This is a genomic window from Hahella sp. CCB-MM4 (assembly GCF_002260525.1).
In the GTDB taxonomy this organism is placed as follows: Bacteria; Pseudomonadota; Gammaproteobacteria; order Pseudomonadales; family Oleiphilaceae; genus Hahella.
The window spans coordinates 567202-590059 of sequence record NZ_MRYI01000003.1; the positions used below are offsets into that span (position 1 = coordinate 567202).

The following is a 22858-nucleotide window of genomic DNA, read 5'->3' on the forward strand; positions in this document are numbered from 1 at the left end:
CCGTAGTTTAAGTCAGTCCGTAGTTTATGAGTGTATCAGGCGACCTTGTTATAGGATTTCCAGAACATCACCGCCATCAGAATCATGCCGACGAAAACAATGATGGAGAACACCCCCAACCAAGGCCCCAATATATGAGGATCGACAAATCCGCCATACACCAGGAATAGTCCACTCAGCAGCAATACGGTACCGCATTGATGCACCATGAATTGAATAATGGAAAGCATGGATTTTACCGGCGGTAACCACAGCTTATGGCAAATGCCGTAAATCATAGAAACAACAAAACCTATCAGCATGATATGGGCATGAGTCACCATCTGCCCGTGATCTTCGGAAATCCCCATGAACAACCCAAGTGAAAGACCGATGAGGGCATACACCAGCCCGGTTAGAACAAACTTTCTATCCATACGCTCCCCCTCTGAAATAGTTGATACAAGATCGCCTTCACCTATAAAGGTTAGACTATTTTTTAATCAATCAATGATCTATTTCAGGCATTTGGGGGGCGGCAACCACCCCGCTCTGCTGTGGTGACTCTTACAGATCAATAGCGATTCGCCGAAGCAGGTATATAGCTATTGCCCAAATAAGCCATCTCAAACACAGCGGGGCAGCTGCAGTGGCTACGACACGACTCCAACCGTTACTGCAATTCGCCGATTAAGGTCACTCCGGAATAGTCCCTGTACGCCCGAATACTCAAGTACCAGCGACCCGCGGAGGGATTATCAAAGGAGCACTCCTCATTATTGCCGTTGTAATACGGACGGCAGTCATATTGGTTGGTTGTGGGCTGTGCGCCATAACGGACGTACAAATCAGCATCCCCACTTCCTCCGGAGATGGTAGCGGTAAGCCTGGCGAATCCGGCCGGCACATCCAGGGTATAATGCTTCCAGTCTCCTGAATTGTCCGACAAATCAGTCTCCTCAATTCTCGGCGACTCACCAACGCTGACATTCTGTTTTTTGTTATCAGTCTTGCCGTCATCATCGGTCACGGTGAGTTCCACAACATAGTCACCCGCAGAGGCGTATGTATGCACAGGGTTACGTGAAATTGAGGTATTGCCGTCCCCCAAATCCCATTGATGGCTGACAATACTGCCGTCGCTATCCGTGCTCTTATCAGTAAAGGTGACCTCCAACCTGTCGGCTGAGAAGGTAAAGTCTGCCACCGGATTACCGCTGGGAATTTCATTATCGCCCCGCGGAATTTCGTTGTTGAAATAGCTGGCAACCTGTGGCCAGATTTCATTGATCAACACTCCCTGATTAGGGCAGCCGCCAAAATGGTGCAACGCAATAACACGATTCGTCCTGGCCGCCACCACGGGCGAGCCGGAGCTTCCGCCAATCGTGTCACAGTTGTACCCCATATCGGTCCCATTACCACGGCCGCTGACCGAAGGGTAATCCACCCTGCACAGTCCATCATTGTTCTGATCACTTTCTATGGACAGTTCCTTGGGATTGCCACTGCCATGCTGGGGGATGTATATCCTTTCCTGACTGTCAGCCGGGCGGACTTCAAGCCCGAAATAACCGAAAGACTCAATCTGTGAAAAGTTATTTACCGAGAACAGGGTGTAATCCAGTGTGTAATTTGTGGTCAGCATGGTGGCACCCGTGACAACCGTCGTACCAGCAAGACTACCGCTGCCGCAGCCCGTACGCTGATAGTTAAACCATACTTCAGCATTAGACACATCAGACTGGGACGACACACAGTGATTATTGGTAAACACATAATTGCCGGCTCCCACCCGCCAGGCCGTACATAACCCGGAGCCATTCATTAAAAGGCGGGCAACCGGACGAGAACGTTCAAACTCAGTCGGATGGGAGTCCACCCAGCACTGCACGTCACGCCGTTCATTTACCCCACAGGTGGAGAATGCCGCAGACTCCATCATCGACATCTCTTCAATTTCCTGTTCCGGGTAGCCTTCCATAAAAGAGTCGATTTCAACCGCATAGGAATGCTTTCCGCTGCTGCCGGGAAAGAATTCCACAATCGCCGTATCCCCGATGATCGTCAGTGCTGAAAATGAACGAATACCATCGTCCCCTTCCTGCTTCGTATAGAGGGAGCTTTCCTCTCCTCCATAACGATGAACCATAGTGCCCGCAGCATTTCTGACTTCCACATAACTTCCTTCAGGAATATTAAATTCTCTGAAATGAACTTTGATGAAGCTGGCATTTTCTCTATGGATGGTAATCTTGCGTGAGTCTACTGCCTGATAGGTTGATTTAACTTCAGACCTAAGCTGCGGTTGATGGGTCAGTAGTGCTTTGAATGACTTCTTTGATGCAATGGTGAGTATTTGTGGTGAGTTTGCTTTAACCTCCTGAGTGGACGCTGCCCATGTACCGGGAGACAGCGTCATGATGAAGAATATTCCAGCAATCCAGGTTGCTATTGTGTTCATACGGTCCTCTCACATTAGGTAATTAATTCCATTTTTATTGACTAACGAGTATGTACACCTTACCTCTTGCTTAAATGGACCTGCTCACACGAGAGAATTGTTATTATTGGTATCCTAATGGTTATATAATAGCCGACTCACTGGCATTACCCTAAAAGAGTTGAGAGTTTCTATGATTTAATCTAAAGAGAGAGAATCTTATGCTTGCGGGGAATGAATAATTTCATCCGGCTCCTCAAAGACAAGATCTGTAAACGGGCTTGTAAAACAGATGCACAGGTATCTGACAGGCACCTGAAAAAAAACGACCGGCATAAGCGCCGGCCGATACTCTGCAGATGATGAGAAACAGAAAGCGCCTTTATGGCCAGGTCTGTACACCATCCACAGCGATACTGGTTTTATTCAGTCCATAACAGTATTCATCACCGCCCGACACATAATACTTGCGAGGCGCAACGGAATATCCATAGGCGGCAATCTGGGCTGAGGCCTTGTCACTGAATGGCAACGCCCACATTGTCAGGTAATCGCGGAAATCCAGGCCTGATGCATAGGATATGGCGATTGCCAGCCAATCATTGTGCTCGATATTTTTGGCTTCATCATAGCTGTAGGTCGACAGTCCCAGATTAGTCCGCGCTGCCAGCCAGGCAGATTCGCTACTCAAGGCCGAATTGAAGTTCCGCTCAAGAATATGCATCCGCGGCAAAAGGTTCCAGCCATCGCCTAGCGTCCCTTCCCCCTGGGCACTCATCATAATCTGGATCATGATCCCCACCCCGTTGGACCAGCCATTGAGGTTCTGGCCCCGCACATAAGCGGCTGGATCAGATTGGCCGACGCTGTCCTGCAGTACGTTGAACATACTTTCAAAAGGCAGACTTTGGCATTCAGGTGCTTTACCGGTATCCAGGTAGAAATGGGACTTTGAGTAATAGGAATAAGGATTGGTACTGGCGTGACCTTCCCAACCTTCGAACCGGAACCTGGAACGCTCCAGACCATGACCGAGTTCATGAATATCGCCATGTCCGATGGGGCTAAATGCCCAATAGGCGTCATAGGGATTGCCCGAACACCCGTAACCACAGGTTGCCTGGTCTGCATTCATGTGTTTAACCAGATCAATGTAAGCAATATCCAGATTATGGGCCGTGGCAAAGTTCTGGATTTCAGGTATGACATCAATGCCCGGACCTTTGAAGCCAGCCAAAATGTGGGGGAAGTTGTGAATATAGCGCATGGTCCCGGCGGCCAGTGCAGCACCTGTTTTCCAGTTATCATCCCGCATGGACTCACGCATCTTCTCCAGCTTGGAATGCACTTCGAAACCGGGAGTCACTAATTCAGCCCAGTCATAATCACCGTCGGCCAATGCCCTTTCGAAGCTGTCATTGTCCTCTTCTCCATTCCAGAAAGGATGCTGCCCCACATTATTGAAGCGAAGCGAGATAGTCTGTCCGTTAGTGTCAAACTGGATCTGTATCGGACCACCATAGGTGGAGGTAAAGGAAATCGTTTCACCGGGAGCCACACTGAACTTCGGCGTCTGCAAGAACTTCGGACGGGTGTAACCATCTTTCTGAAACTGATGAGTTGCACCTGAACGCTGGGTATTGACGAATATGCTGGTCGCCACCTCGGCGTCATCCAGGCGGGTAACGGTCACCGTCTGTCCCGGCAATGCATATACACCAGCCGCCCTGAAATATCGCTTACTCTCCATCGTGATCGTTTTGGTCACCGGCGTTACATGATCGAAATTGCTACGGCTGAAATTTCCCATATCCGTCTGTACCGGATTCATATTCCGGTAGTTGTACACCGCATAGTCTGCATAGAGAGACTTAAGAAAGGCCATATCGTCCGTGGATTCCTTATCCATGGGGTAGCTGACGGTAGAACGGTAATAGTCCCCCAACAAAGCCAACACCTTTTCATAACGACTTTCGCTGGTTGCAGAGGTTTTAAAAATGTTGGTTTTGCTTTCATCCAGCTTGGTCATGATTCGGCGAACTTCCTCGGCACCCTCAAAAAATCCGGAGTTCAAACCACTGACCGCGGAACAGTCTTCATCCTCACAGGCGGACCAGTCAAAAGAGTAATCCTCCTGCAGAAAATGGTTCAGCATGGTGTTAACTTTCACGACATTATCGGGAATGCTTCCCATGTGATCCCTTGAGTCATAGCCATTCAGATAGAGTTTCTTCCAGTAGTTATCTTCCTGATATGTTACGTTGAACAGACCGAACAGCTTACTGCCCAGTGAAGTCAGGTTCCCATCGAGATGCATATACAGTACTGGTACGCCTGCTTCCATGGCCTGCTCCACCGTATCAGCGATGGTCTCGGCCTCTTCCTCTGAACTTTTCTGGGAGATGATGAGCAGGTCTGGCTTGGCGCTTAAACAGGCGGCCAGCTTGTCTCCGTCACAGCTCCCCTTGTCATTAAAACTCACCTGATCCGGGAAGCGCTCATTAAGCCAGTTACGGGTCTGGGTAGCATCCGGAAACCAATACCCGTCGTCCATCTGGGCGATCACCAGTTTCAGGGGCCGGTCAGCGAAATTGTTCCTGCCGGTTAACCAGGTAAAAGCATTCCGCATGAACTGGTACATTTGCTCATTGATCGTCGCATCCCGTGCCTGATTTCGCATGGGGTTGCTTCCCATGACCAGATATCGGGTCTTCTCTTCTCCGACAATAGCCAGTCCCCGTTGAGCAGCATCTCCGCCATTCTTTGAGGCATTGGAGATCAGAACCGCTTCATTTCGTCCATAGCTGGCGATCAGTTGGGCAGCATCATGGGTCGGATCCCAGGTAATGGAGGTCAAACTGTCGCCGCTGCCCTTGGCGGTGCCGTCAGCGTCCAGATTAAACAGAGTGATTCTCGCCTGGAGGTATTGATCACGGATAGCCTCGATGGTATCCAGCCCTGCCTGCACCAGATCCCGACTGCTTTCCGCCTGCATTGCGTTACCAGTCTGAATAGCGCGTTCCAGAGGACTGGTATTGTTATCTGTTCCAGATGACTGATTGTCGCCTCCTGAGCGGCTACCATCAGAACCGGAATCACCTCCGGAGCCGCAGCCGGTCAGCACAATAGCTCCAGCCAGTAACAAAGTACTCATCCAGGGATAAAACCGCATTATATATCCTCTATTTCCAATACATTCCGAAAGAGCAGCACTTGCATCACAACCGCCACTTTCAGCATAAAGTAGGCTGTTCGCGCCAAATGTAAGGCTCAGTCTCAAATAGGTAAAAAGTGCAATTATTTAGGTAATACTCAAAATATATGTGACTCAGTTCATATATTTTTTTGATTTTACAAATTTTAAATATATCGATAGATATCAATATATATTTGAAATTAGGTATTGGAGAATAAGATATAAATTAACCAAGTTCAGTCGTCTAAATGCACTAATATCACGTAGTCCATATGCATGACATGGACACAATATCGAGGACACATTTATATACTTTCAAGGTATTTGAGCTATTTGGGGTATTTGAGCTATTTGGGGTATTTGAGCTAATTGAGGAGGCTGCCAGAGATAGCTTCTCTGGCAAAGGTTTGACAGTGACGGCCTTTTATTTATAAGGACAGCTATTAGATAGAAAGGCCGTCATCTCCATTTAATTAAAACAATTCATACTCAACGATCAATCGGGGTGGATGGCTGCTTTCCCGGCTATCAATATCTACGCCGTCACGAGTACCATCTGAGATCAACACAATCCCATTGTTGGGAGTGCCAGTTAACCATCCCTGTATCGCTTCCACACCCGCAGAACCAAGATTGACCGTCAGCGTGCCGTTATTGGAGGGTGTAAAGGTTGCGAGCCGAGCACCAGCATTTTCCGTATCACTCCACTGCGCGGAATTTTCATCCCAGTCATGCCCGGCCACATAGAGACTGTAGCTACCTGTCGACCGGTTTATGATAGACAACTCTGCTTTGACTCCGGTGACTTTGGCTAAGGCCGGAATATCCCCGGTATCCCAATGCATCAATACGCGCAGTTCCTCCCCTCCATCACTGCCATCTGCCTCAAGTCGGGAAATATTATTCCGGCGTCCCTGCGACCCAAGCGTCACGTCCTTGTCTGCCGCAAGTGATTGCGAGCCCTGACCACTGGAGGGATCACCGGACTGGTGTTTCACCAGTAGTTTGGCCCCCTGCCCGCCTTCTCTTGAGATAAAATCCACCCCATTGGTGGTGCCTTCACTGGAAATAATCACCCCGTGATTCGCCATCGAACCATCCACCCAGCCCTGAACAAGGATGCGCCCGGCTTCATTCATTTGGACGCTGACACTTCCGGTGCTGGAGGGTGTGAATTCTCCCAATTTAGTGCCAAGGTCAGCGGCATCCCAGTCAGCGTTACCTTCTGACCAAGTCTCGACACCGGCATAAATACCGTAGGCACCACTTGAAGTGTTCACAATTTGCAAAGCCAATTCCGCCGACTCCACTTCTGCGTCAGACGGCAATCCGTTCATATCCCAGGCCAGCATAGCCCGCAGTTCCTGGCCGGAATCAGAACCGTCCGCATACACTTCGTCACCATTGGAATAGAAGCCTCCGCTTCCCACGGTGACATCCTGTGCTACCGCCAGCGTTGATATGTCTCCAGTATCAGGCCCATCATCAGTGTCCACCCGGGTCAAACCTTCTCCCGACAAGGACAGTGGCATCACCTCTCCAACGGATTGGGGTTTCCAGAGATTCAGACCTTGAGGAAGCGCCAATGGATCACTCTCCCGCTCCTGCCGGGACAACGATACCACCTCTCCTTCACCGGAAAAGCGTACGGTGCGCACCAGAACTTTTTCGCCAGAGAACTGCACAATCTTCATTTGCGCAAAGCTGTCCTGGTCAATGATCCAATCCGAATAGCGGTCTGCCGATCGGGTCGGGGCTCCCCAACTCCCCTCACCAACGTAAAGTGTTCCGGCATCAGCCCGGGCATAACCGTCGTTCTGGGGTATCACCGGCCAGGTATATTTCACCAGATGGCTATCGGACTCAAAGGCAACATTCATCTTGTAGGCAAAGAAGGGATCTGCCCACTCGTACATTTTCTCGTACTTGTATGGCTTGGAGGTCGTGCGGGGAAACATCGGTTTATGATACTGCACCATTCGCCAGGAAACGGAAGATCCCTCTGAGGCCAGATCGGACTGCAGCCAATTCATCTGTTCACGCCATTCCGTCTCGTAGCCTGAGTTGCGGAACTCCGTGTTCAATGTGTAAAAGCGGGCCTGGTCCCCGCCCACTGAAAAGGCAAAATAGGTGTCCTCCAATGAGCAGGCGCCGTCTCGATTCGCATCAACACCGAAGACCTTGCACATAAAGGTATGATCGTCGTTCTCATGGTTTCCAACTGTCGGCACCAAAGGATAAACGCGGTAATAGTCGATCCCCCCGATCACATCTTCCGAATAACTCTCGGTCCAGTTGTCCAGCCATTCATCCAACTCACTGGCACGATTGTCATCCGTCAGATCCCCGCCGAACAGGACAAACCGGGGTCTGATTTTACTGACCAGCCGGTTACCCTGGCGTCTTGAGGTGGGATTGCTGCGGGAATCCCCACCGGCAACAAAGGTCAGGTCTGCATTCTCATTCGGCGCTGTCGTGAACCAGAAATAGTCACCACAACCGGCGCTGTCACAAGCCTGAAAATAGTAATTTGAAGATGACTGGAGATTCGTGAGCCGTACAAAGTAACTCTTTAAGCTGCCATCAAAGGTATGGCTTTTCTGGAACCCTTGCTGATTCCAGCCATTTCCATCGGCGTTATCTCCCCACTTGATGTACGGATTCGTTCCGGAACCTTCGGAAAAAGCGATCACCGCTTCATGGGCGGGATCATGATCCCAGACAACACGAATCTGCTCCGGCGCAGCGAGCGCATTAGACATTGCTGCGGTGATCACAACTCCCGCGGCGAAGGTGATGTAATGATGTTTCCTTACCATCGTTATCCTCTCTCTACGTCGTCGTTGATATTGCAGCGCCCGGCTTTGCAGTACCGGAAAATTACATCACGCCGCTCCCTTTCGTCTTTAGTTCCCTTTCCGTCTTCGGTTATTGATTCTTTGAAGACACCAACCTTGCCCAACCGGCAATATGGGGCGGCAGCGGTTTCCCACTCCCCTGATAAAAGTCATAGGTCCAGATATTCAATTCAGCACCCGGCTCCAGAGTTGAAGTCCAATAGGGTCCTCTGGCCGTTCGAGGGAACAGATAGCGATTAATCATAGGCTGCCCGGCAACAGTTTCCGGATCTGCCAGTGACTTCAGTTCGTCATAGGTAGGTAAACGCCAGGAAGTTACGCCACAGTACCGGGCCTGATTCAAACGCTGAATCAAATCTTCGGTATCACAGGGCACAAATTGCTTGCCAAAAACACAGCTGCCCAGGTCCTTTTCCCCGGTTTCCTGATGACGCCAGGAATAACTTGATTTGTAATAGTGGGTATATTCCTGCCAGCTTTTGACTTCCCAGATGAGCTTTTCCCCGACATCTTCCACACAGGCCCAGGGTCCCTGGTGAACAGCTACCGGTTCCCCACCGGCATCCAGTTTCCTCCAGCGCTCCAATTGCTCGGACACTCTCTGACGGGCGTTCATTTCGTCATCCCCTCCGGGGAAGCCTGAGCTGAATGCCAAAGCCGTCACAACCGATACTGGCAGTAATACCGCCACAACAAGAGATACCAGAATCCTTTGAGACCTGCTCACGGCGCAAACCTCAATCTTAATGGACGATGATGATAGGAATGACGCGTCTGGGCGTGGTCAAACGGGGCCACCCACATATACACACCGTCTTCCAGGGCAATGTCATAGGGAGAGCCGGTGTCCCGTGCACGGGCCAACTCCAGAGTCCAACGTCCGTCATGCCACTGAGCCTGACCACGAACATCGCCACGGTCACCTTCGTAATGACTCATCCAAATAACCGAAGGCAGCTGGGCTCCAACAGGGATATTATCCAGGCTCAATGAATAGGGAATGGAGCTGTACCAGGCCATCGCATGACCCGGCACATCACTTCCAATTTCCTGGTTTCTGACTTCTTGGTTTGTGACTTCTTGGTTTGTGACTTCTTGGTTTCTGACTTGGAGAACAGGCAGCCGCAAAGGCATTACCTGTCCAGGACGAAACCAATCCCAATTTTGCCTGACACCACCGTCCTCCACCGGATCCGGTTGATAGCCGGCCTTATACCTGGAACAAAATGCACAGGCGGCCTCGGGTGCCCCGAAATAGTCATCGTCCAGAACGGACATATCCGCACCGCGCACGGCTTTCCAGTGCCAAACGTCCCTGATAGTGCCGTCCTCGGTGTAGTGCAGCCCTCTTCCTGAGCGGCTTGCGGGATAACCTGCAAGAGGTGTTGAGCCCAAATGAATGCTGTGATCACCTCCAAAACCATTTCCCTTGGAGATCATTACGGCCAGCTTGTCTTCATAAAAGGAACGTTCATCATCCCGCTCAAAACCATTGTGATTGACCCTCCAACCTTGCTGGGTCTTCTGCAACGGCAGGTGCGAATAATTTGGTTCAGGATCAGGCCAGCTGATCAGCAAGTAGACTGTATAGGCGTTTGCCAGAGCTCTGACTTCCACGGGCACCGACCGCTGATAATCATTGCCCTGTGTGGTGACCACGGTCTCCGCTGAGGCGCTGGACCAGGCCGACTCGGTTGCGGCACCGTCAATCTGAATTCGACTATGCTCATCGAGAGGACTGATATAGAGATTCTGATATCCGGCACTACTTCCCCACCACAGCATGACAACTGCGATACCGGTCGACAGTAATGCACCGACGCCAAGCAACAGGCTCCGGAGACTGAAACGGGATAATCGAGTGGGAATAAACACCGCCGGTAAGTGTCGGCCTTTCTTCGCTATCAGTTGTTCAACGACATGGCACAACACGACAGCGGATAAAACCATGGCAAGCCAATAATGGAGCGTTAACACCCAGCCAGAGCCCGTTATACCAAAGTACAACCATATTCCCGCAGCTATCTGCACGGGCAAAGCCAGGTAGATCCCCCGGATAATGACCCCTGCCGACTTCCGGACCTGCGTTTTCCATGGTTTCTTCTTTAACGCTCCAAGGACCGTGATCCCGAGCATCACCCAGCCGCCTCCGGCGGCGAGGTGCCAGGCAATAACATTCCCCTGAGGAGAGATCCGTGCCCAAAGATCTGCCAATAACCATTCACCATCAACCGCCAGGCGAAGACCACTGGCCAGACTGACCGTAAACAGACCAACGGCACACAGATGTAATAGAACCCGTAACCAATACGATGCTGGAAAAATCATGTTTCTTTATGGCTAAAAAGTTTCCGACCTTTTGCCCAAAGACTTAAGAGGAGGCACTGAAAAAGGTGATAGAAAGTTGTCTATATTTGATCTAAGTATTTGTCTGAAAAGAAAATTATAGTAGAACGGACATCGGGCAGACTCAATGATCTTTAATGCTTAATCCTTTCCAGTCGGGCTATGTCATTCTGCGGTCCTGTCATTCTGTGATCTCGTTGTTTTGAAACCTTGTCATTCTGAACCTTGCACTTTTGAAGCCTTGTCCTTCTGAAACCTTGCTCTTCTGAAAACAGGAAAAGACATGCAGACTAGCCACGCCTCATTGCACTTGAGTGACAACAGGCGCTAATAAAACTGAAATGGGACCAGCATTAATTTCTGAGCAATCACTAAAGCCGGTATGGGCAATGCAGCCAACATGGTCGTCAGGAGAAAACGGCCATATGAATGGATTCCACTCATTCCACACAATAGGGCAATACCACCACCGCCCCCGATGACGGAATTACCTGGCATATTCAATAGAACGGCGACCAGCAGATAACGATGATTGACCCAGAATCGGGATTTGTCGGACCCAAGCGCCTCCCGCAAGGTATCCAGGCGATCCCTGCGCTCGACTTCAGCCATTCCAGCAATGATCCGGGAGGCTTTGGTCAGATGAAAAAAGTTCAGCAATCTGACTAACGCATTGAGGGGAATATACCGGCCGACTTCAAAAGCCAGAGACAATGCCAGAATCGTCAGGCAATAGATCACAATAACGCCTTTCACACTGACCAGGGCCAGCAATAAAAGACCAATCTCAATTGCGGGAAAAAATGGCAGCGTCATAAAGATAAAGAAAACAATCATGAGCACCAGGACAATCCGGTCCATATATTCGGGGTTATGCGGCCAGACTTGAAAGTTCAGATAGTCGGCCAGCCACTGACCGGCAAAATTCAGAGCAGTGACAACAGATACCAGCAACAATAACTTCAAAGCCATCTTACCGGCACTGTGTGCGGTGGAATTTGCTAACCGTTGATGATTCACAGTTCGCCTGCTTACCTATTTCGATGGGTGTTTGTCCATCCCAATCAACCACCGGCCACACACCTATCTGGATATAGATATCTGGATATAGATATCTGGATATAGGTATTTAGAAAAAAACACGAAGTCTGCTTTCCGGCAGCCCTCCCCATCCATCTGCAAATCGGCTCCAGGCAATCCCTCTTTTGAGTCTAGTTGAATATTCAGGAATACCCCGGCGAAATTCAGTGTTTCCTCTGAGCCATATCCTTCCATCTGCAACATTTATTAAACAAACAGAGGTTTGACAGTTAACCGTTTTCACCTATACCTTTCATAACTGATTATTACTTTATGAGTAATCGACAAGCTCGCCAGGGAACGTGACTTTTATCCGGATATCTGCCTCTGCAGGTGCACGCAGTATTTGCAAATCAACTTGTTAAACAACAAATTTGCCGGACCGATGACGTTAATTGGCCGTTTACCCGCAGCACTCAATTTTATATTTGTCACGCTGATTCTAGGTTTTGCCGGCTCCACCCAGGCACAATCCGAACAGCTGGACATCTATACGGAGAATTACCCTCCCTATAACTTTCTGGTCAACGATCAGCTAACCGGATTTTCCACAGAAATTGTCAGAGAAATTCTTTACAGAATTCATCTTCCGAACAAGGAAATCAGCGTACTCCCTTGGGCAAGGGCTTATAACTATCTGAAGAACCGCGATAACGTCATGTTGTTTACCACCGCGCGTACAGCCCAGCGTCAATACCTTTTCAAATGGGTGGGCCCTATCGCAAGCCGGGAAGTCTACCTGTACAAACTAAAGAAAAGTGCCAAGGTCGTGGTCGACTCTTTTGAAGACGCCAAAAAATATATGACCACTGCAGTACGTGATTCCGCCACAGCCAACCAGCTCATGGCCATGGGCTTCAGGGAAGGCAAGAATCTTGAGCTGATTCATAATGAGGATTTAAGTTTCGCCAAGTTTATCTATGGCCGGGCTCAGTTAATCAACAAAGTCCCGATGGCCATGGCGATGGAACTTAAAAAATATGATATGACGATGGATCAGGTGATCCCGTTGATTCCCCTGGACACCGGCACTTTCTATTATCTGGCGTTCAGCTTGGGAACAGATGACGAAATCATACGGGAATGGCAGGCAGCGCTTGATGAGATGAAACAGGACGGCACCTATCACAAGCTGCAACAGAAGTATCTTCAGTAACCTCGAATATTCTGCCACGTTAGACTCATAACTTAATTGGCTAATATACCCGTTGACCAGTTGACCAGTTGACCAGTTGACCAAATAAACAGTTGACCAAAATAAGAAAAGGGCGGTTAGGACCGCCCTTTAAAATGACCCGGCCCTGATTCTATACAAGGGTCGTCAGTGATTTCTTGGCAAAAGGCTCAATGTCCGCCTCACGACCTTCACGCACCTTGGTCAGCCACTCGGGGTCCTGCAACAACGCTCTACCCACCGCAATCATGTCGAATTCCTCGGCCTGCATGCGGGCAACCAGATCATCAATACCGGATTGGGCCACAGCTTCCTGCTGGCTCATGAAAGTTCCACTGACAAAATCTTCCGCCAGCCCGACACTTCCCACAGATATGGCAGGCTTACCAGTGAGTTTCTTTGTCCATCCGGCAAGATTCAGGTTAGAACCTTCAAATTCAGGCTCCCAGAAACGACGTTGGGAAGCATGAAATATGTCGACCCCGGCTTCAGACAGAGGCAACAGAAATTGTTCGAGTTCCTCAGGCGTGTTTGCCAGTTTCGCGTCGTAATCCTGCATTTTCCATTGAGAGAAACGCAACACCAGGGCGAAGTCTTCACCGACGGCTTCACGTACTGCACGGATGATCTCCAGGGCAAAGCGCTGGCGGTTGGCCATTGAGCCACCATATCCGTCCTGACGCTGATTGGTTCCTTCCCAGAAAAACTGATCGATCAGATAGCCGTGTGCGCCGTGCAGTTCAATCCCGTCAAAGCCGATGGCTTTGGCGTCACGGGCAGCGTCTGCAAAAGCTTGCACCACGTCATCGATATCCTGCTGGGTCATTGCTTTCCCGGATTCTTTGCCCGGAGCATAAAGACCTGAAGGACTGTAGCCCGGTACCGATGGGTCCGGCTCAATTCCCTCTTTACGTACCGCACCTACGTGCCAAAGCTGAGGAATAATCTGTCCGCCCGCCGCATGCACTTCTTCTACCACACGCTTCCAGCCTGCCAAAGCCTCCTCACCATGGAACGCAGGAACATTGGGATAACCATTGGATGCCGGATGATTAATGGTCGTGCCTTCTGTCACCAGCAGGCCGACACCGCCTTCAGCGCGGCGGCGATAATAGGTGGCCACATCTTCCCCAGGAACATTTCCCGGAGAAAAGTTCCTGGTCATGGGCGCCATCACCACACGGTTACGCAGGTTCAGTGATTTATATGAAAACGGTTCAAACATAGGGCCCAGATTCAGGCTCATAACGCCTCCTTCACAACATTTGTGATCAGGGAAATTTAGTTTCAAAACGCAACCATATTTAAAACAGTTTCAAAATGCAACTCTTTTCGATAGACTGCACTCTATGGTGAAAAAACGCTTTGAAGACTCAACTTGCTCCGTCGCCCGCGCTCTGGATGAGGTGGGAGATTGGTGGTCATTACGTATCGTGTTGCTGGCAATGTATGGCACCCGCCGCTTTGTGGATTTTCAGCAGGAGCTGGGAATTGCCCGCAATATTCTGTGCACCAGACTGACCAGGCTGGTGGAAAGCGATGTTCTGCAAAAAGTGAACGTGGGAGAACACGGCTGCCGCTATGAATATCGTCTGACCGATAAAGGCCGAGACCTCTTTACCATGCTGGTTGCCCTGCGTCAGTGGGGAGACCGCTGGACCCCCTCCCCGGGTCAGGAACCATTGGACATGCGAAATCGTCTCACCGGGAGCCCCATTGCACCTGTCAGGGTGTGTGATCAGGATGGCCAGGCATTGGATATCCGGGATGTGATGGTAAGCAATAAAGTGATGGGAAGTGATGATGTCCTGTCAGGCAGTGATGAAATCATGTCCCGTGATCAAATCACGTCCGGCGATTGACTCGCATTCCCGTAGTCAAACCTGACGGAACCAACAAAAGAATCGCCAATCAGAAAACATCTTGAAACCAGCTGATTAAACCTATGGTATAGCCACAGCCTAAATCAGCTATCATTTGGCTTATCCTTCAATAGCAAGATTACATAGCCCTAAAACTTATAATATATATCCCTCTTTTTCCTATATCTTCTCAAATCAACGTCCCCGCTATCATCACACGGCATAGTCCATTTCTAACACAGACTGTAAGTTATTAAATTATAATAATATTTTTAAATATACTTGCCATATATTTTCACAGACCAATAGAATCCTGCTCCGTGCAGCGACACAAATAAACTTTCTCCATTGTTTTAAAACAACCACAACGCTGCTCTATATACCTTTATTCATGCATACACATATATGCTGATATAAAGCTCTCATAAAAACGGATCAAACAGGTGCATTGAATCCTTCTGGATTCCTGAATCGAAGTCGATATCAATCGACCTCTATGTACTTATTCAACCATGACGAAATCCACCGCAGGTGACAGCTGTCATCGCGCCCATGGTTTCGTACAAAACAGAAAAGGACGAATGAAACAATGAATCCGTTATGTGTATCTTTCAACAAATCCCGATTATGCACCGCCATTGCCAGCGTTGTACTAATGACAGCCCATGGTATGGCCAATGCCGATCCAGTGACCCTGGAACTGGATATGATGTGCCCATTTCCTCTCATCGGCGATCAACCGATCCACGCCACCATCACCACAGACTACCCTTCCGAAGTTCAGGTTGGCGACACGATCGGCCCGGTTATGGTGAACACTCTCACGCGAGTGAATGATGCTTCCAGACAGGGCCTGGCGTTGATGCAGGCAAAAACGGTAACGGGTAAAGCGACCAGTCTTGCAGCCCTCACCACCTCTAGCAGGAATGTGGACATCGAAGTACCTCTCAATATTGAGCCAACCACCGTTCCCACCGATCCGGGCGACTTTGATGTACCCGCGACCGGCGAAGCACCCGCCGAGACCTTCACAGCAGAAGATGTCGGTTCTGCCCAGATCACGATTAACGATCTGGTGCTGGAAATGACCAGTCTCAAGGAAGATGGAAGCCCCGCCGATGGTCCGGTAGGCCAGTTCACCTCCGACTGTACCCTTGTTGATGGCCAGGATAATGTACTTCACACTTTTAAAATCACCGAAGGTGGCCCCGGTATTCCCCAGGATATCCAGGTGGATCCAAAGGCAGTGGAGTTTGGCGATGTCCAGCTAGGTACATCACAACAGATGGATGTCACCGTCAGTAATGCCGGTGGTGAAATTCTGGGTATCAATAGTGTCACTATTGACGGCCTCAATGCTGCCGAGTTTACCCAATCCAATCGCTGTACAACCCTTGCCTCTGGTGAGAGCTGTATCGTCAACGTGACCTATGCAGCCGCAGAAGAAGGTCCTAAAAGCGCTGAACTGACCATCGCCTCCGATGATCCGGATACGCCGAGCGTTTCCGTGGCCATATCAGGTAACGGCGTTCTGGAAGCTGGTGCCGATATTGAGCTGAGTGAAGAAGCGATCGATTTCGGAGCCATCGACATCGGCACCTCGACAGAGCGCACATTAACCGTATCCAATGTCGGCGGTGCGGCCCTGAACATCAATAATGTATCCCTGAGCAACAATACAGATTTTCTGATTACCGGAACGGATTGCAGTATTGTCGAGCCTAAAGCCAATTGCGCGATTACCCTCACTTACACCGCCAATTCGGAGATGCCAAGCAGCGATATGCTGACCATAGAGTCAGATGATCCGGATGAAGCCACTGTAACAGTTGCTCTCACCGGCAGCGGCAAAGACGGTGGAGACACCACCCAGCACCTCGGCATGAGCGTCAATGGCAGTACTTATGTGGCAGCGTCTGGTGGAACCCTCCCTCTGACCGGGTCAATTGAAAGTGAACTGGACCTCTCTACCGGTATGTTTACCGGGGATATGATGCTTGATCCTACCCAAGGCACCTTCCAGATTTCACGCATATTCCGCAAGCTGACAGCCACTGCGGCCATTGAATTCGAGCCCACGGAACAAACCACCGGCAGTCTCGTCAACGGCGCCCTGAACGCTAATGCTCACGTGAATATTAAAGTACCGAGTGTCACCGTCAGCCTCTTTGGCCTGGACATTCCAATTGGAGGTGGCGATAGCTGCCGCACCATTGATCCGCTCAACCTCACCGTGGCATCTCCTGAGGGTGATGTGTTCGAACCACTCAATGGAGGTAAGCTGGTCGGATCCTATAACCTGTCCGCATTGGAAAACTGTGGACCACTGACCAGTGTTCTCAATCAGTTCCTGGCTGGACCGGATAACACTATCAACCTGGATCTGAAGCCGACGCCTTAATCAGACAAAGCTAATCAGACAGACATTCTGATATGACCAAGCCGCCCTCAGAGTTCATGCATCTCTTTGGGCGGCTTTTAGGTTCCGATAGCTATACGATAAATGATGGCACCAGCATCCAATCCACCAGCCAGTGGTCGGTTTCGTCTGTTTTGTCCAGGCAGACAACGGCTGAATTCTGGAACTTCACCACCTTTCGGGAGTCATCACCGGTGATCAGATAGCCCGCCATCCTGTCCATAAATGGCAGATGACCGACATACAGGGTATGGCTTGCCGGATCCAGGGCAGAAGCCATTGCACTGACATCATCATTGGGCTGAAGCCCACTTAACTGTTTTACATCCGTGCAACCCAGCGCTTCCGCAATGAGCTCGGCAGTCTGCACCGCACGCTTTTTGCCACTGTGACAGATAGTCGTAACGGGAACCCGTCGCTTGGCTAGCGTTGCTGCGACAGAACGGGTTTCCGCAATACCCTCAGGATTAAGTGAACGATCGGCATCCTGTTCTTTCGAAAAGGCTTTACCGTGTTGAACAAGGTAGATTGGCATAATCAGCTCCCTCTAACATGAATCACTGAGCCTCTTGATCCAGTCGCTCCATGTTTTTCTTCATCGCCTCTTCTATCTGCTTCTGGGCCTGTTCAACCTGCTGTTCAGCCTGTGCCTTTTGTTCCTCAGCCTCTTTGCCTTGTTCGACAGACATGAACGCGACATACAAAAGAACCAATAATAAACCGATAATTCCCACTGCTTTCATAAGGCGATCTCAAACTAATATCTTCTACGAATTCCAGGTCAGACCCTCTTTAAAAATAGTCCAGTCAGGAGCATCGTGCTTGATAGTACTATTCATCTTAGGATAGTGGCTTCTGAGAATTGAGGCTTCTAAGTATTAAGAGGGAGAGCAGCATGCGTCTATTGGTCTGCCATAGCCCGCTCGACCATAGCCTCCATAAACGCTACTCTATATCGCCTTAAATGTTCGAAGGCTTTCAATATTTAAAGGCACAAATTTAAATATTCCGATTTTAAAACTACCAAAAGCCATTATCGGTGTGCTCCAGGAGACCATTTTAGATGAAACACCTAGCCATACTGCTGCTCGTTTTTTTTATTCAGGGATGCGGAGCCAAGGGGCCCATATATGGTGAAGTTCAGTACCAAAGAGATGAATCAAAAGCAGAAGTCTACGCCTACAGACTGAAAAGAACAGTTGGTGCTCTCGATTGCTACGAAGTAAAACTAGATGGTGAAGTAACAGGTGAGTTATCAAATGGTGGATATTTAAGGCGCGAGGTTATGCCGGGCAAGCATGTTGTCTCCTTTCCAGTCAACAGTGCAAGGCGACACTTCATGGAAGTTGGGCTAGAGGCTGAAGCAGGACAAACCTTATATGTAGAGTTCAATGTGGAACTGAACTATGAGCAGGGCATTCCGGAATCTGAAATCATATCTTCCCCCTCAAAGTACGAACTTTACCAAGGTGAATTAATGAGATTCTATTACACTGTGGCACAAGTTAAGCCGGATTTTGCATTAGATAGATTACCTTCACTCAGAGATTCATCTGAAGTCTCGTGTCTTGCCACTTTGCGGCATGAGCCAGTCCAAAGAAAGCCACAAATAGAAGACAGATAATATTGAAATGTGCCCCCCCAAAAGGTGTGGGGCACATGGATTAAACGCTAAGCCTTATCCTTCCCTATTGGAGCAATGGCCTCCTTCAGCCAAGCTCTCTGGGATTCATCCAAGTGTTGTCCAATAGCATCCCACACCCGGCAATGATAGTTATTGAGCCACTCAATTTCTTCTAGGGAAAGCATCGACATCTCTAGCGGATTGGTGGCAATCGGGGCCAGAGTGATCGTCTCGAATCCGTAGAAGGTGCCGAATTCATTCTCCTCCAGTTCCACCACTTTCATGATATTTTCAATACGAATGCCGTATTCACCTTCACGATAGACTCCCGGTTCGTTGGTAATGACCATGCCCGGCTTTAGCTCGACCTCTTTATGGCTCTGGGAAAAGTTCTGCGGCCCCTCGTGAACATTCAGGCAAAGCCCCACGCCATGGCCGGTGCCACATTTGTAGTCAATGCCGTGCTGCCACAGTACCCCACGGGCCATGATATCCAGGTTGGCCCCTGTGGACCCTTTGAGAAATTTTGTCTGGGACAGTCGGATCACGGCCTTGAGGACCAGCGTGTAATCTTTTCGCTGTTGGGCTGTCGGTGTGCCAAAGTGAAAGGTACGCGTAATATCCGTCGTTCCCCCGAGATACTGCCCACCGGAATCGATCAGGAAGAAATTACCGCCATCCACGACCGCATTGCTCTGAGCGTCTGCGGAATAATGCATTTTAGCGCCATGAGCGGCAAAGCCGGCAATAGTACGGAAGCTGTCACCAATATAATGTTGGTTTTGCTGGCGATAGGCTTTGAGCTGCGCCTCTGCGGACAGCTCTGAAACCTGACCATCCAGCACTTGCGACTCCAACCAGCACATGAACTTCACCATGGCCACCCCGTCCAAGCAGAGTGCTTGCTCCATGTTGGAAATTTCAGTGGAATTCTTCTGCGCCTTCATGTCCGTGACCGGACTGGAGATTTCTATCAAATGAATGCCGGAATTTATGCCGCTGACCAAAAGGCTGTCCACACTGGCCGGATGAATCGCCAGCTTGCTCCCCTCGGGCAGTTGATTTATGGCGGTTTTGACCTCCTCATAATCAAGAGCTGTACCCCCTTGCCCAGCAATTGTTTTGCTGACGGTATCCGGAAGTTTATCGCCACTGATAAAGACCTGACAGGCATCTTTGGAGATCAAAAGATAGGATTCAGCAATTGGACAGAACCGGATATCGGCACCTCGAATATTGAGAGTCCACATCACATCATCCAGTTTGGACACCAATAGAACATCTGTGCCCTGCTCTGACATCCACTTCCTGATCAATTGAATTTTGTCGCGGGTTTCGATTCCCGCATATTCAAGTCCATGATTGAACACAGGGGCTTGTGGGCGGGCCGGACGGTTTTCCCAGACCGGGGTGATCAGATCCTTGTCGAGAACCAGTTGAATTTTCTTAGAGCCAAATACCTCAACTAACTCCTGATAAAACGCCATATTGATGGAACGTCCATCCACCGCCACGGTTGCCCCTTCCGATAAGCTTTCTGCCAGCCATTCAGGAATCGTCGGGGTTTCCGGCTGCCTGGCTTTAAACAGTGTCAGCCCGGACCCTGAAAGTTGTTCTTCAGCCTGAATATAGTAGCGGCCATCGGTCCATAATCCGCCACCTTCAGGCGTGATGACGACATTACCTGCCGAGCCTGTAAAACCGGAAATCCAGGTACGTGCCAACCAGTGATCAGCAGAGTATTCACTGGAATGCGGGTCGTTATTCGTGACGATATAAGCGTCGAAGCCGTGATCGGCCATAAGCTGACGAAGATCAGCAAGCCGTTGTGATACAGGCGGGTTGTTCATTCTTACAGGGTTCCTAATTAATGCTATGCAATTTGCGTATTGGTACAAAATATATGGTGTTGTTCATTACCGCTTTTTGTCGGTGATTGCCGACCACATTGATCCGTTGCCTCCGGGCACCGGGTGCGAAACACACATCCAGTCGGAGGATTTAGCGGAGATGGGAGATCCCCAGGCAACAACTGAATCTGACGATTTCGCGCCAGACGGGGATTCGCAATAGGCACGGCAGAAAGCAGTGCTTTGGTGTAGGGGTGCCGGGCCTGATCGAACACATGATCATAACGGCCAACCTCCATGGGTTTCCCCAAATACATCACCATGACACGATCACTGATATGGCGCACCACACTTAAATCGTGAGCGATCATCACCAGAGTCAGCCCCATCTCCTGCTTCAGGTCGTTCAGCAGGTTGATCACCTGCGCCTGAATAGAGACGTCCAACGCGCTGACCGGTTCATCGCACACTACCAGGTCCGGGTTCAGGATTAATGCCCTGGCAATCCCGACCCGCTGGCACTGGCCTCCGGAAAATTCATGAGGATAACGGTTACGCTGATTTGCTAACAGCCCGACTTTATCCATCATGGCGATGACTCGGCGCTCAACTTCCTGGCGTTTGAGCTGCGGCTCATGGGTTAGCAGAGGTTCCGCGATACACTCGGAGACTGTCAGGCGTGGATTCAGGCTCGCGGTAGGATCCTGGAAGACCATCTGAAATTCACGGCGGCGACGGGCCAATGTCAGTTTACTGAAGCCACGCAGGTTTTCCCCTTTCCACAGCAAGTCTCCGTCCGTGGGCTCGACCAATCGAAGCAGTGCCCGTGCCAGAGTAGACTTACCGCAGCCGGACTCCCCCACTATACCCAGCGTCTCACCCCGATAGATATCCAGATCAATCCCATTGACCGCTTTCACGATCTTGCGTCGGCTGGGCAGAAGGTGCTTACCGACCCGGTAGTGCACGTTTAAGTCCCGGGCGGATAATAAAACCTCTTTCAACATCCTATTCCTCGTTGTTATCTCTTAAGCTGTCCGCACCAAGGGGGTTACATTGTCTTTCCCCATCACATGGCAAGCGATGTACTGACTGCCGGCAACCGGTAATACTGACGGAACAGATGTGCGACAAACGGGTTGCGAATGGTGACAGCGCTCATGAAACGGGCATCCTTTACTGTTGATCAATGCACTCGGAGGGTTACCCGGAATCGTCGGCAATCTCTGCATATCCTCAGTGATCGAAGGTATCGCCTTGAGCAATCCCTGGGTATAGGGATGTCCCGGGCTTTCAAACAGGGTGTCGGTATCAGCCTCTTCCATTTTCCTCCCGCCATACATCACCAGAACCCGATCACACATCTCTGCAACAACGCCCATATCATGGGTGATCAGCAGAATCGCAGTATTGAATTCCGCCTGAAGCTCACGAAGGAGCACCAGAATTTGCGCCTGTACGGTGACATCCAACGCGGTGGTTGGCTCATCAGCAATCAATAACTCGGGCCGGCACAGCAGCGCCATCGCAATCATTACGCGTTGACGCATTCCCCCGGACAGCTCATGGGGATACTGGTTCATACGGATCTTCGGCGAAGGAATACGAACAGCATCCAGCATGCGAATGGACTCCGCTCGTGCCTGGGATTTACTCATCCCCTTGTGAAATATCAGAACCTCACACAGCTGTTTGCCGATTTTCATAAATGGATTCAATGAGGTCATTGGATCCTGAAAGATCATGCCGATTTTTTCCGCCAGAACCCGGTTCAGTTGGCGCTTAGACATGGACAGTAGATTCTCTCCGTGCAGGTTGGCTGCCCCTGTCACCTGGCCGTTATCGGCCGTCAGGCCCATCAGGGCAAACACCGACTGGCTCTTGCCGGAACCGGATTCCCCGACGATTCCCAGGGTTTCCCCGGCTTTCACTTTAAAAGAAAGATCGCTTACCGCCTGTACCAGGCCATCAGGGGTCTCAAAGCGGACGTTCATATTTTCAACAGATAGAATGGTCATGATGAGTCC

The 22858-nt window shown here is 50.0% G+C and carries 17 protein-coding genes; 4 read left to right on the plus strand and 13 right to left on the minus strand.

From position 1 onward, the window contains the following. Positions 1-35: 35 nt before the first annotated feature. The 7 genes from BTA51_RS09650 to BTA51_RS09680 form a co-directional block, all read right to left on the minus strand. Positions 36-416: a TonB-dependent receptor gene (locus BTA51_RS09650; RefSeq protein ID WP_094707214.1), complete on the minus strand. Its 381-nt coding sequence runs from the start codon at positions 414-416 to the stop codon at positions 36-38. A 236-nt stretch (positions 417-652) separates the two neighbouring features. Continuing rightward, complete coding sequence (locus BTA51_RS09655) at positions 653-2443, minus strand: pre-peptidase C-terminal domain-containing protein (RefSeq protein ID WP_094707215.1); 1791 nt, start codon at positions 2441-2443, stop codon at positions 653-655. Between the two features lie 361 nt (positions 2444-2804). Continuing rightward, positions 2805-5594, minus strand: a complete 2790-nt coding sequence (locus tag BTA51_RS09660) for an ImpA family metalloprotease (RefSeq protein WP_094707216.1) — start codon at positions 5592-5594, stop codon at positions 2805-2807. A 497-nt stretch (positions 5595-6091) separates the two neighbouring features. Next, on the minus strand, positions 6092-8437 hold the full coding sequence (locus BTA51_RS09665; protein WP_094707217.1) for a DNRLRE domain-containing protein: 2346 nt from the start codon (positions 8435-8437) through the stop codon (positions 6092-6094). 109 nt (positions 8438-8546) lie between these two features. Beyond that, positions 8547-9203 carry a DUF1566 domain-containing protein gene (locus BTA51_RS09670; protein ID WP_094707218.1) on the minus strand — a complete coding sequence of 219 codons (657 nt, stop codon included), beginning with the start codon at positions 9201-9203 and terminating at the stop codon, positions 8547-8549. Next, on the minus strand, positions 9200-10804 hold the full coding sequence (locus BTA51_RS09675) for an ethylbenzene dehydrogenase-related protein (RefSeq protein WP_094707219.1): 1605 nt from the start codon (positions 10802-10804) through the stop codon (positions 9200-9202). Before BTA51_RS09675 ends, BTA51_RS09670 begins: the two co-directional genes overlap by 4 nt. 345 nt (positions 10805-11149) lie before the next feature. Next, positions 11150-11842, minus strand: coding sequence for a hypothetical protein (locus tag BTA51_RS09680; RefSeq protein WP_094707220.1), 693 nt, complete (start codon positions 11840-11842; stop codon positions 11150-11152). A gap of 418 nt (positions 11843-12260) precedes the next feature. Here BTA51_RS09680 and BTA51_RS09690 point away from each other — a divergent pair, with 418 nt between their 5' ends. Beyond that, positions 12261-13058: an ABC transporter substrate-binding protein gene (locus BTA51_RS09690; RefSeq protein WP_168188115.1), complete on the plus strand. Its 798-nt coding sequence runs from the start codon at positions 12261-12263 to the stop codon at positions 13056-13058. Between the two features lie 151 nt (positions 13059-13209). Here BTA51_RS09690 and BTA51_RS09695 read toward each other — a convergent pair whose 3' ends face one another. Continuing rightward, complete coding sequence (locus BTA51_RS09695; protein ID WP_094707223.1) at positions 13210-14322, minus strand: NADH:flavin oxidoreductase; 1113 nt, start codon at positions 14320-14322, stop codon at positions 13210-13212. A gap of 103 nt (positions 14323-14425) precedes the next feature. Between BTA51_RS09695 and BTA51_RS09700 the strand changes: the two genes are divergently transcribed. Both BTA51_RS09700 and BTA51_RS09705 read left to right on the plus strand, forming a co-directional pair. Beyond that, entirely contained in the window at positions 14426-14938 is a 513-nt protein-coding gene (locus BTA51_RS09700; RefSeq protein WP_094707224.1) for a helix-turn-helix domain-containing protein, read from the plus strand. A 589-nt stretch (positions 14939-15527) separates the two neighbouring features. Then, on the plus strand, positions 15528-17339 hold the full coding sequence (locus BTA51_RS09705) for a choice-of-anchor D domain-containing protein (RefSeq protein WP_246840984.1): 1812 nt from the start codon (positions 15528-15530) through the stop codon (positions 17337-17339). 91 nt (positions 17340-17430) lie between these two features. On the opposite strand, the gene sixA is transcribed toward BTA51_RS09705, so the two are convergent. Beyond that, a complete protein-coding gene (gene sixA / locus BTA51_RS09710) occupies positions 17431-17892 on the minus strand; it encodes a phosphohistidine phosphatase SixA (RefSeq protein WP_094707225.1) in 462 nt (153 codons plus the stop codon). Positions 17893-17914: 22 nt separating this feature from the next. Then, positions 17915-18100, minus strand: coding sequence for a hypothetical protein (locus BTA51_RS09715; RefSeq protein ID WP_094707226.1), 186 nt, complete (start codon positions 18098-18100; stop codon positions 17915-17917). A 320-nt stretch (positions 18101-18420) separates the two neighbouring features. Here BTA51_RS09715 and BTA51_RS09720 point away from each other — a divergent pair, with 320 nt between their 5' ends. After that, positions 18421-18981 carry a DUF2846 domain-containing protein gene (locus BTA51_RS09720; RefSeq protein ID WP_094707227.1) on the plus strand — a complete coding sequence of 187 codons (561 nt, stop codon included), beginning with the start codon at positions 18421-18423 and terminating at the stop codon, positions 18979-18981. A 47-nt stretch (positions 18982-19028) separates the two neighbouring features. Here BTA51_RS09720 and BTA51_RS09725 read toward each other — a convergent pair whose 3' ends face one another. From BTA51_RS09725 to BTA51_RS09735, 3 genes are read right to left on the minus strand one after another with little or no spacing between them, the layout of a single operon-like run. Beyond that, a complete protein-coding gene (locus BTA51_RS09725; RefSeq protein ID WP_094707228.1) occupies positions 19029-20831 on the minus strand; it encodes an aminopeptidase P family protein in 1803 nt (600 codons plus the stop codon). A 23-nt stretch (positions 20832-20854) separates the two neighbouring features. After that, positions 20855-21838, minus strand: a complete 984-nt coding sequence (locus BTA51_RS09730) for an oligopeptide/dipeptide ABC transporter ATP-binding protein (RefSeq protein ID WP_094707229.1) — start codon at positions 21836-21838, stop codon at positions 20855-20857. 21 nt (positions 21839-21859) lie between these two features. After that, a complete protein-coding gene (locus BTA51_RS09735) occupies positions 21860-22849 on the minus strand; it encodes an ABC transporter ATP-binding protein (protein ID WP_141215569.1) in 990 nt (329 codons plus the stop codon). Positions 22850-22858: the final 9 nt, after the last annotated feature.

Bases quoted from the DNA above. Each gene is read 5' to 3' on its own strand.
- BTA51_RS09650 (WP_094707214.1), bottom strand. From the start codon at position 416: ATGGATAGAAAGTTTGTTCTAACCGGGCTGGTGTATGCCCTCATCGGT.
- BTA51_RS09655 (WP_094707215.1), bottom strand. From the start codon at position 2,443: ATGAACACAATAGCAACCTGGATTGCTGGAATATTCTTCATCATGACG.
- BTA51_RS09660 (WP_094707216.1), bottom strand. From the start codon at position 5,594: ATGCGGTTTTATCCCTGGATGAGTACTTTGTTACTGGCTGGAGCTATT.
- BTA51_RS09665 (WP_094707217.1), bottom strand. From the start codon at position 8,437: ATGGTAAGGAAACATCATTACATCACCTTCGCCGCGGGAGTTGTGATC.
- BTA51_RS09675 (WP_094707219.1), bottom strand. From the start codon at position 10,804: ATGATTTTTCCAGCATCGTATTGGTTACGGGTTCTATTACATCTGTGT.
- BTA51_RS09695 (WP_094707223.1), bottom strand. From the start codon at position 14,322: ATGAGCCTGAATCTGGGCCCTATGTTTGAACCGTTTTCATATAAATCA.
- BTA51_RS09700 (WP_094707224.1), top strand. From the start codon at position 14,426: ATGGTGAAAAAACGCTTTGAAGACTCAACTTGCTCCGTCGCCCGCGCT.
- BTA51_RS09705 (WP_246840984.1), top strand. From the start codon at position 15,528: ATGAATCCGTTATGTGTATCTTTCAACAAATCCCGATTATGCACCGCC.
- sixA (WP_094707225.1), bottom strand. From the start codon at position 17,892: ATGCCAATCTACCTTGTTCAACACGGTAAAGCCTTTTCGAAAGAACAG.
- BTA51_RS09715 (WP_094707226.1), bottom strand. From the start codon at position 18,100: ATGAAAGCAGTGGGAATTATCGGTTTATTATTGGTTCTTTTGTATGTC.
- BTA51_RS09720 (WP_094707227.1), top strand. From the start codon at position 18,421: ATGAAACACCTAGCCATACTGCTGCTCGTTTTTTTTATTCAGGGATGC.
- BTA51_RS09725 (WP_094707228.1), bottom strand. From the start codon at position 20,831: ATGAACAACCCGCCTGTATCACAACGGCTTGCTGATCTTCGTCAGCTT.
- BTA51_RS09730 (WP_094707229.1), bottom strand. From the start codon at position 21,838: ATGTTGAAAGAGGTTTTATTATCCGCCCGGGACTTAAACGTGCACTAC.
- BTA51_RS09735 (WP_141215569.1), bottom strand. From the start codon at position 22,849: ATGACCATTCTATCTGTTGAAAATATGAACGTCCGCTTTGAGACCCCT.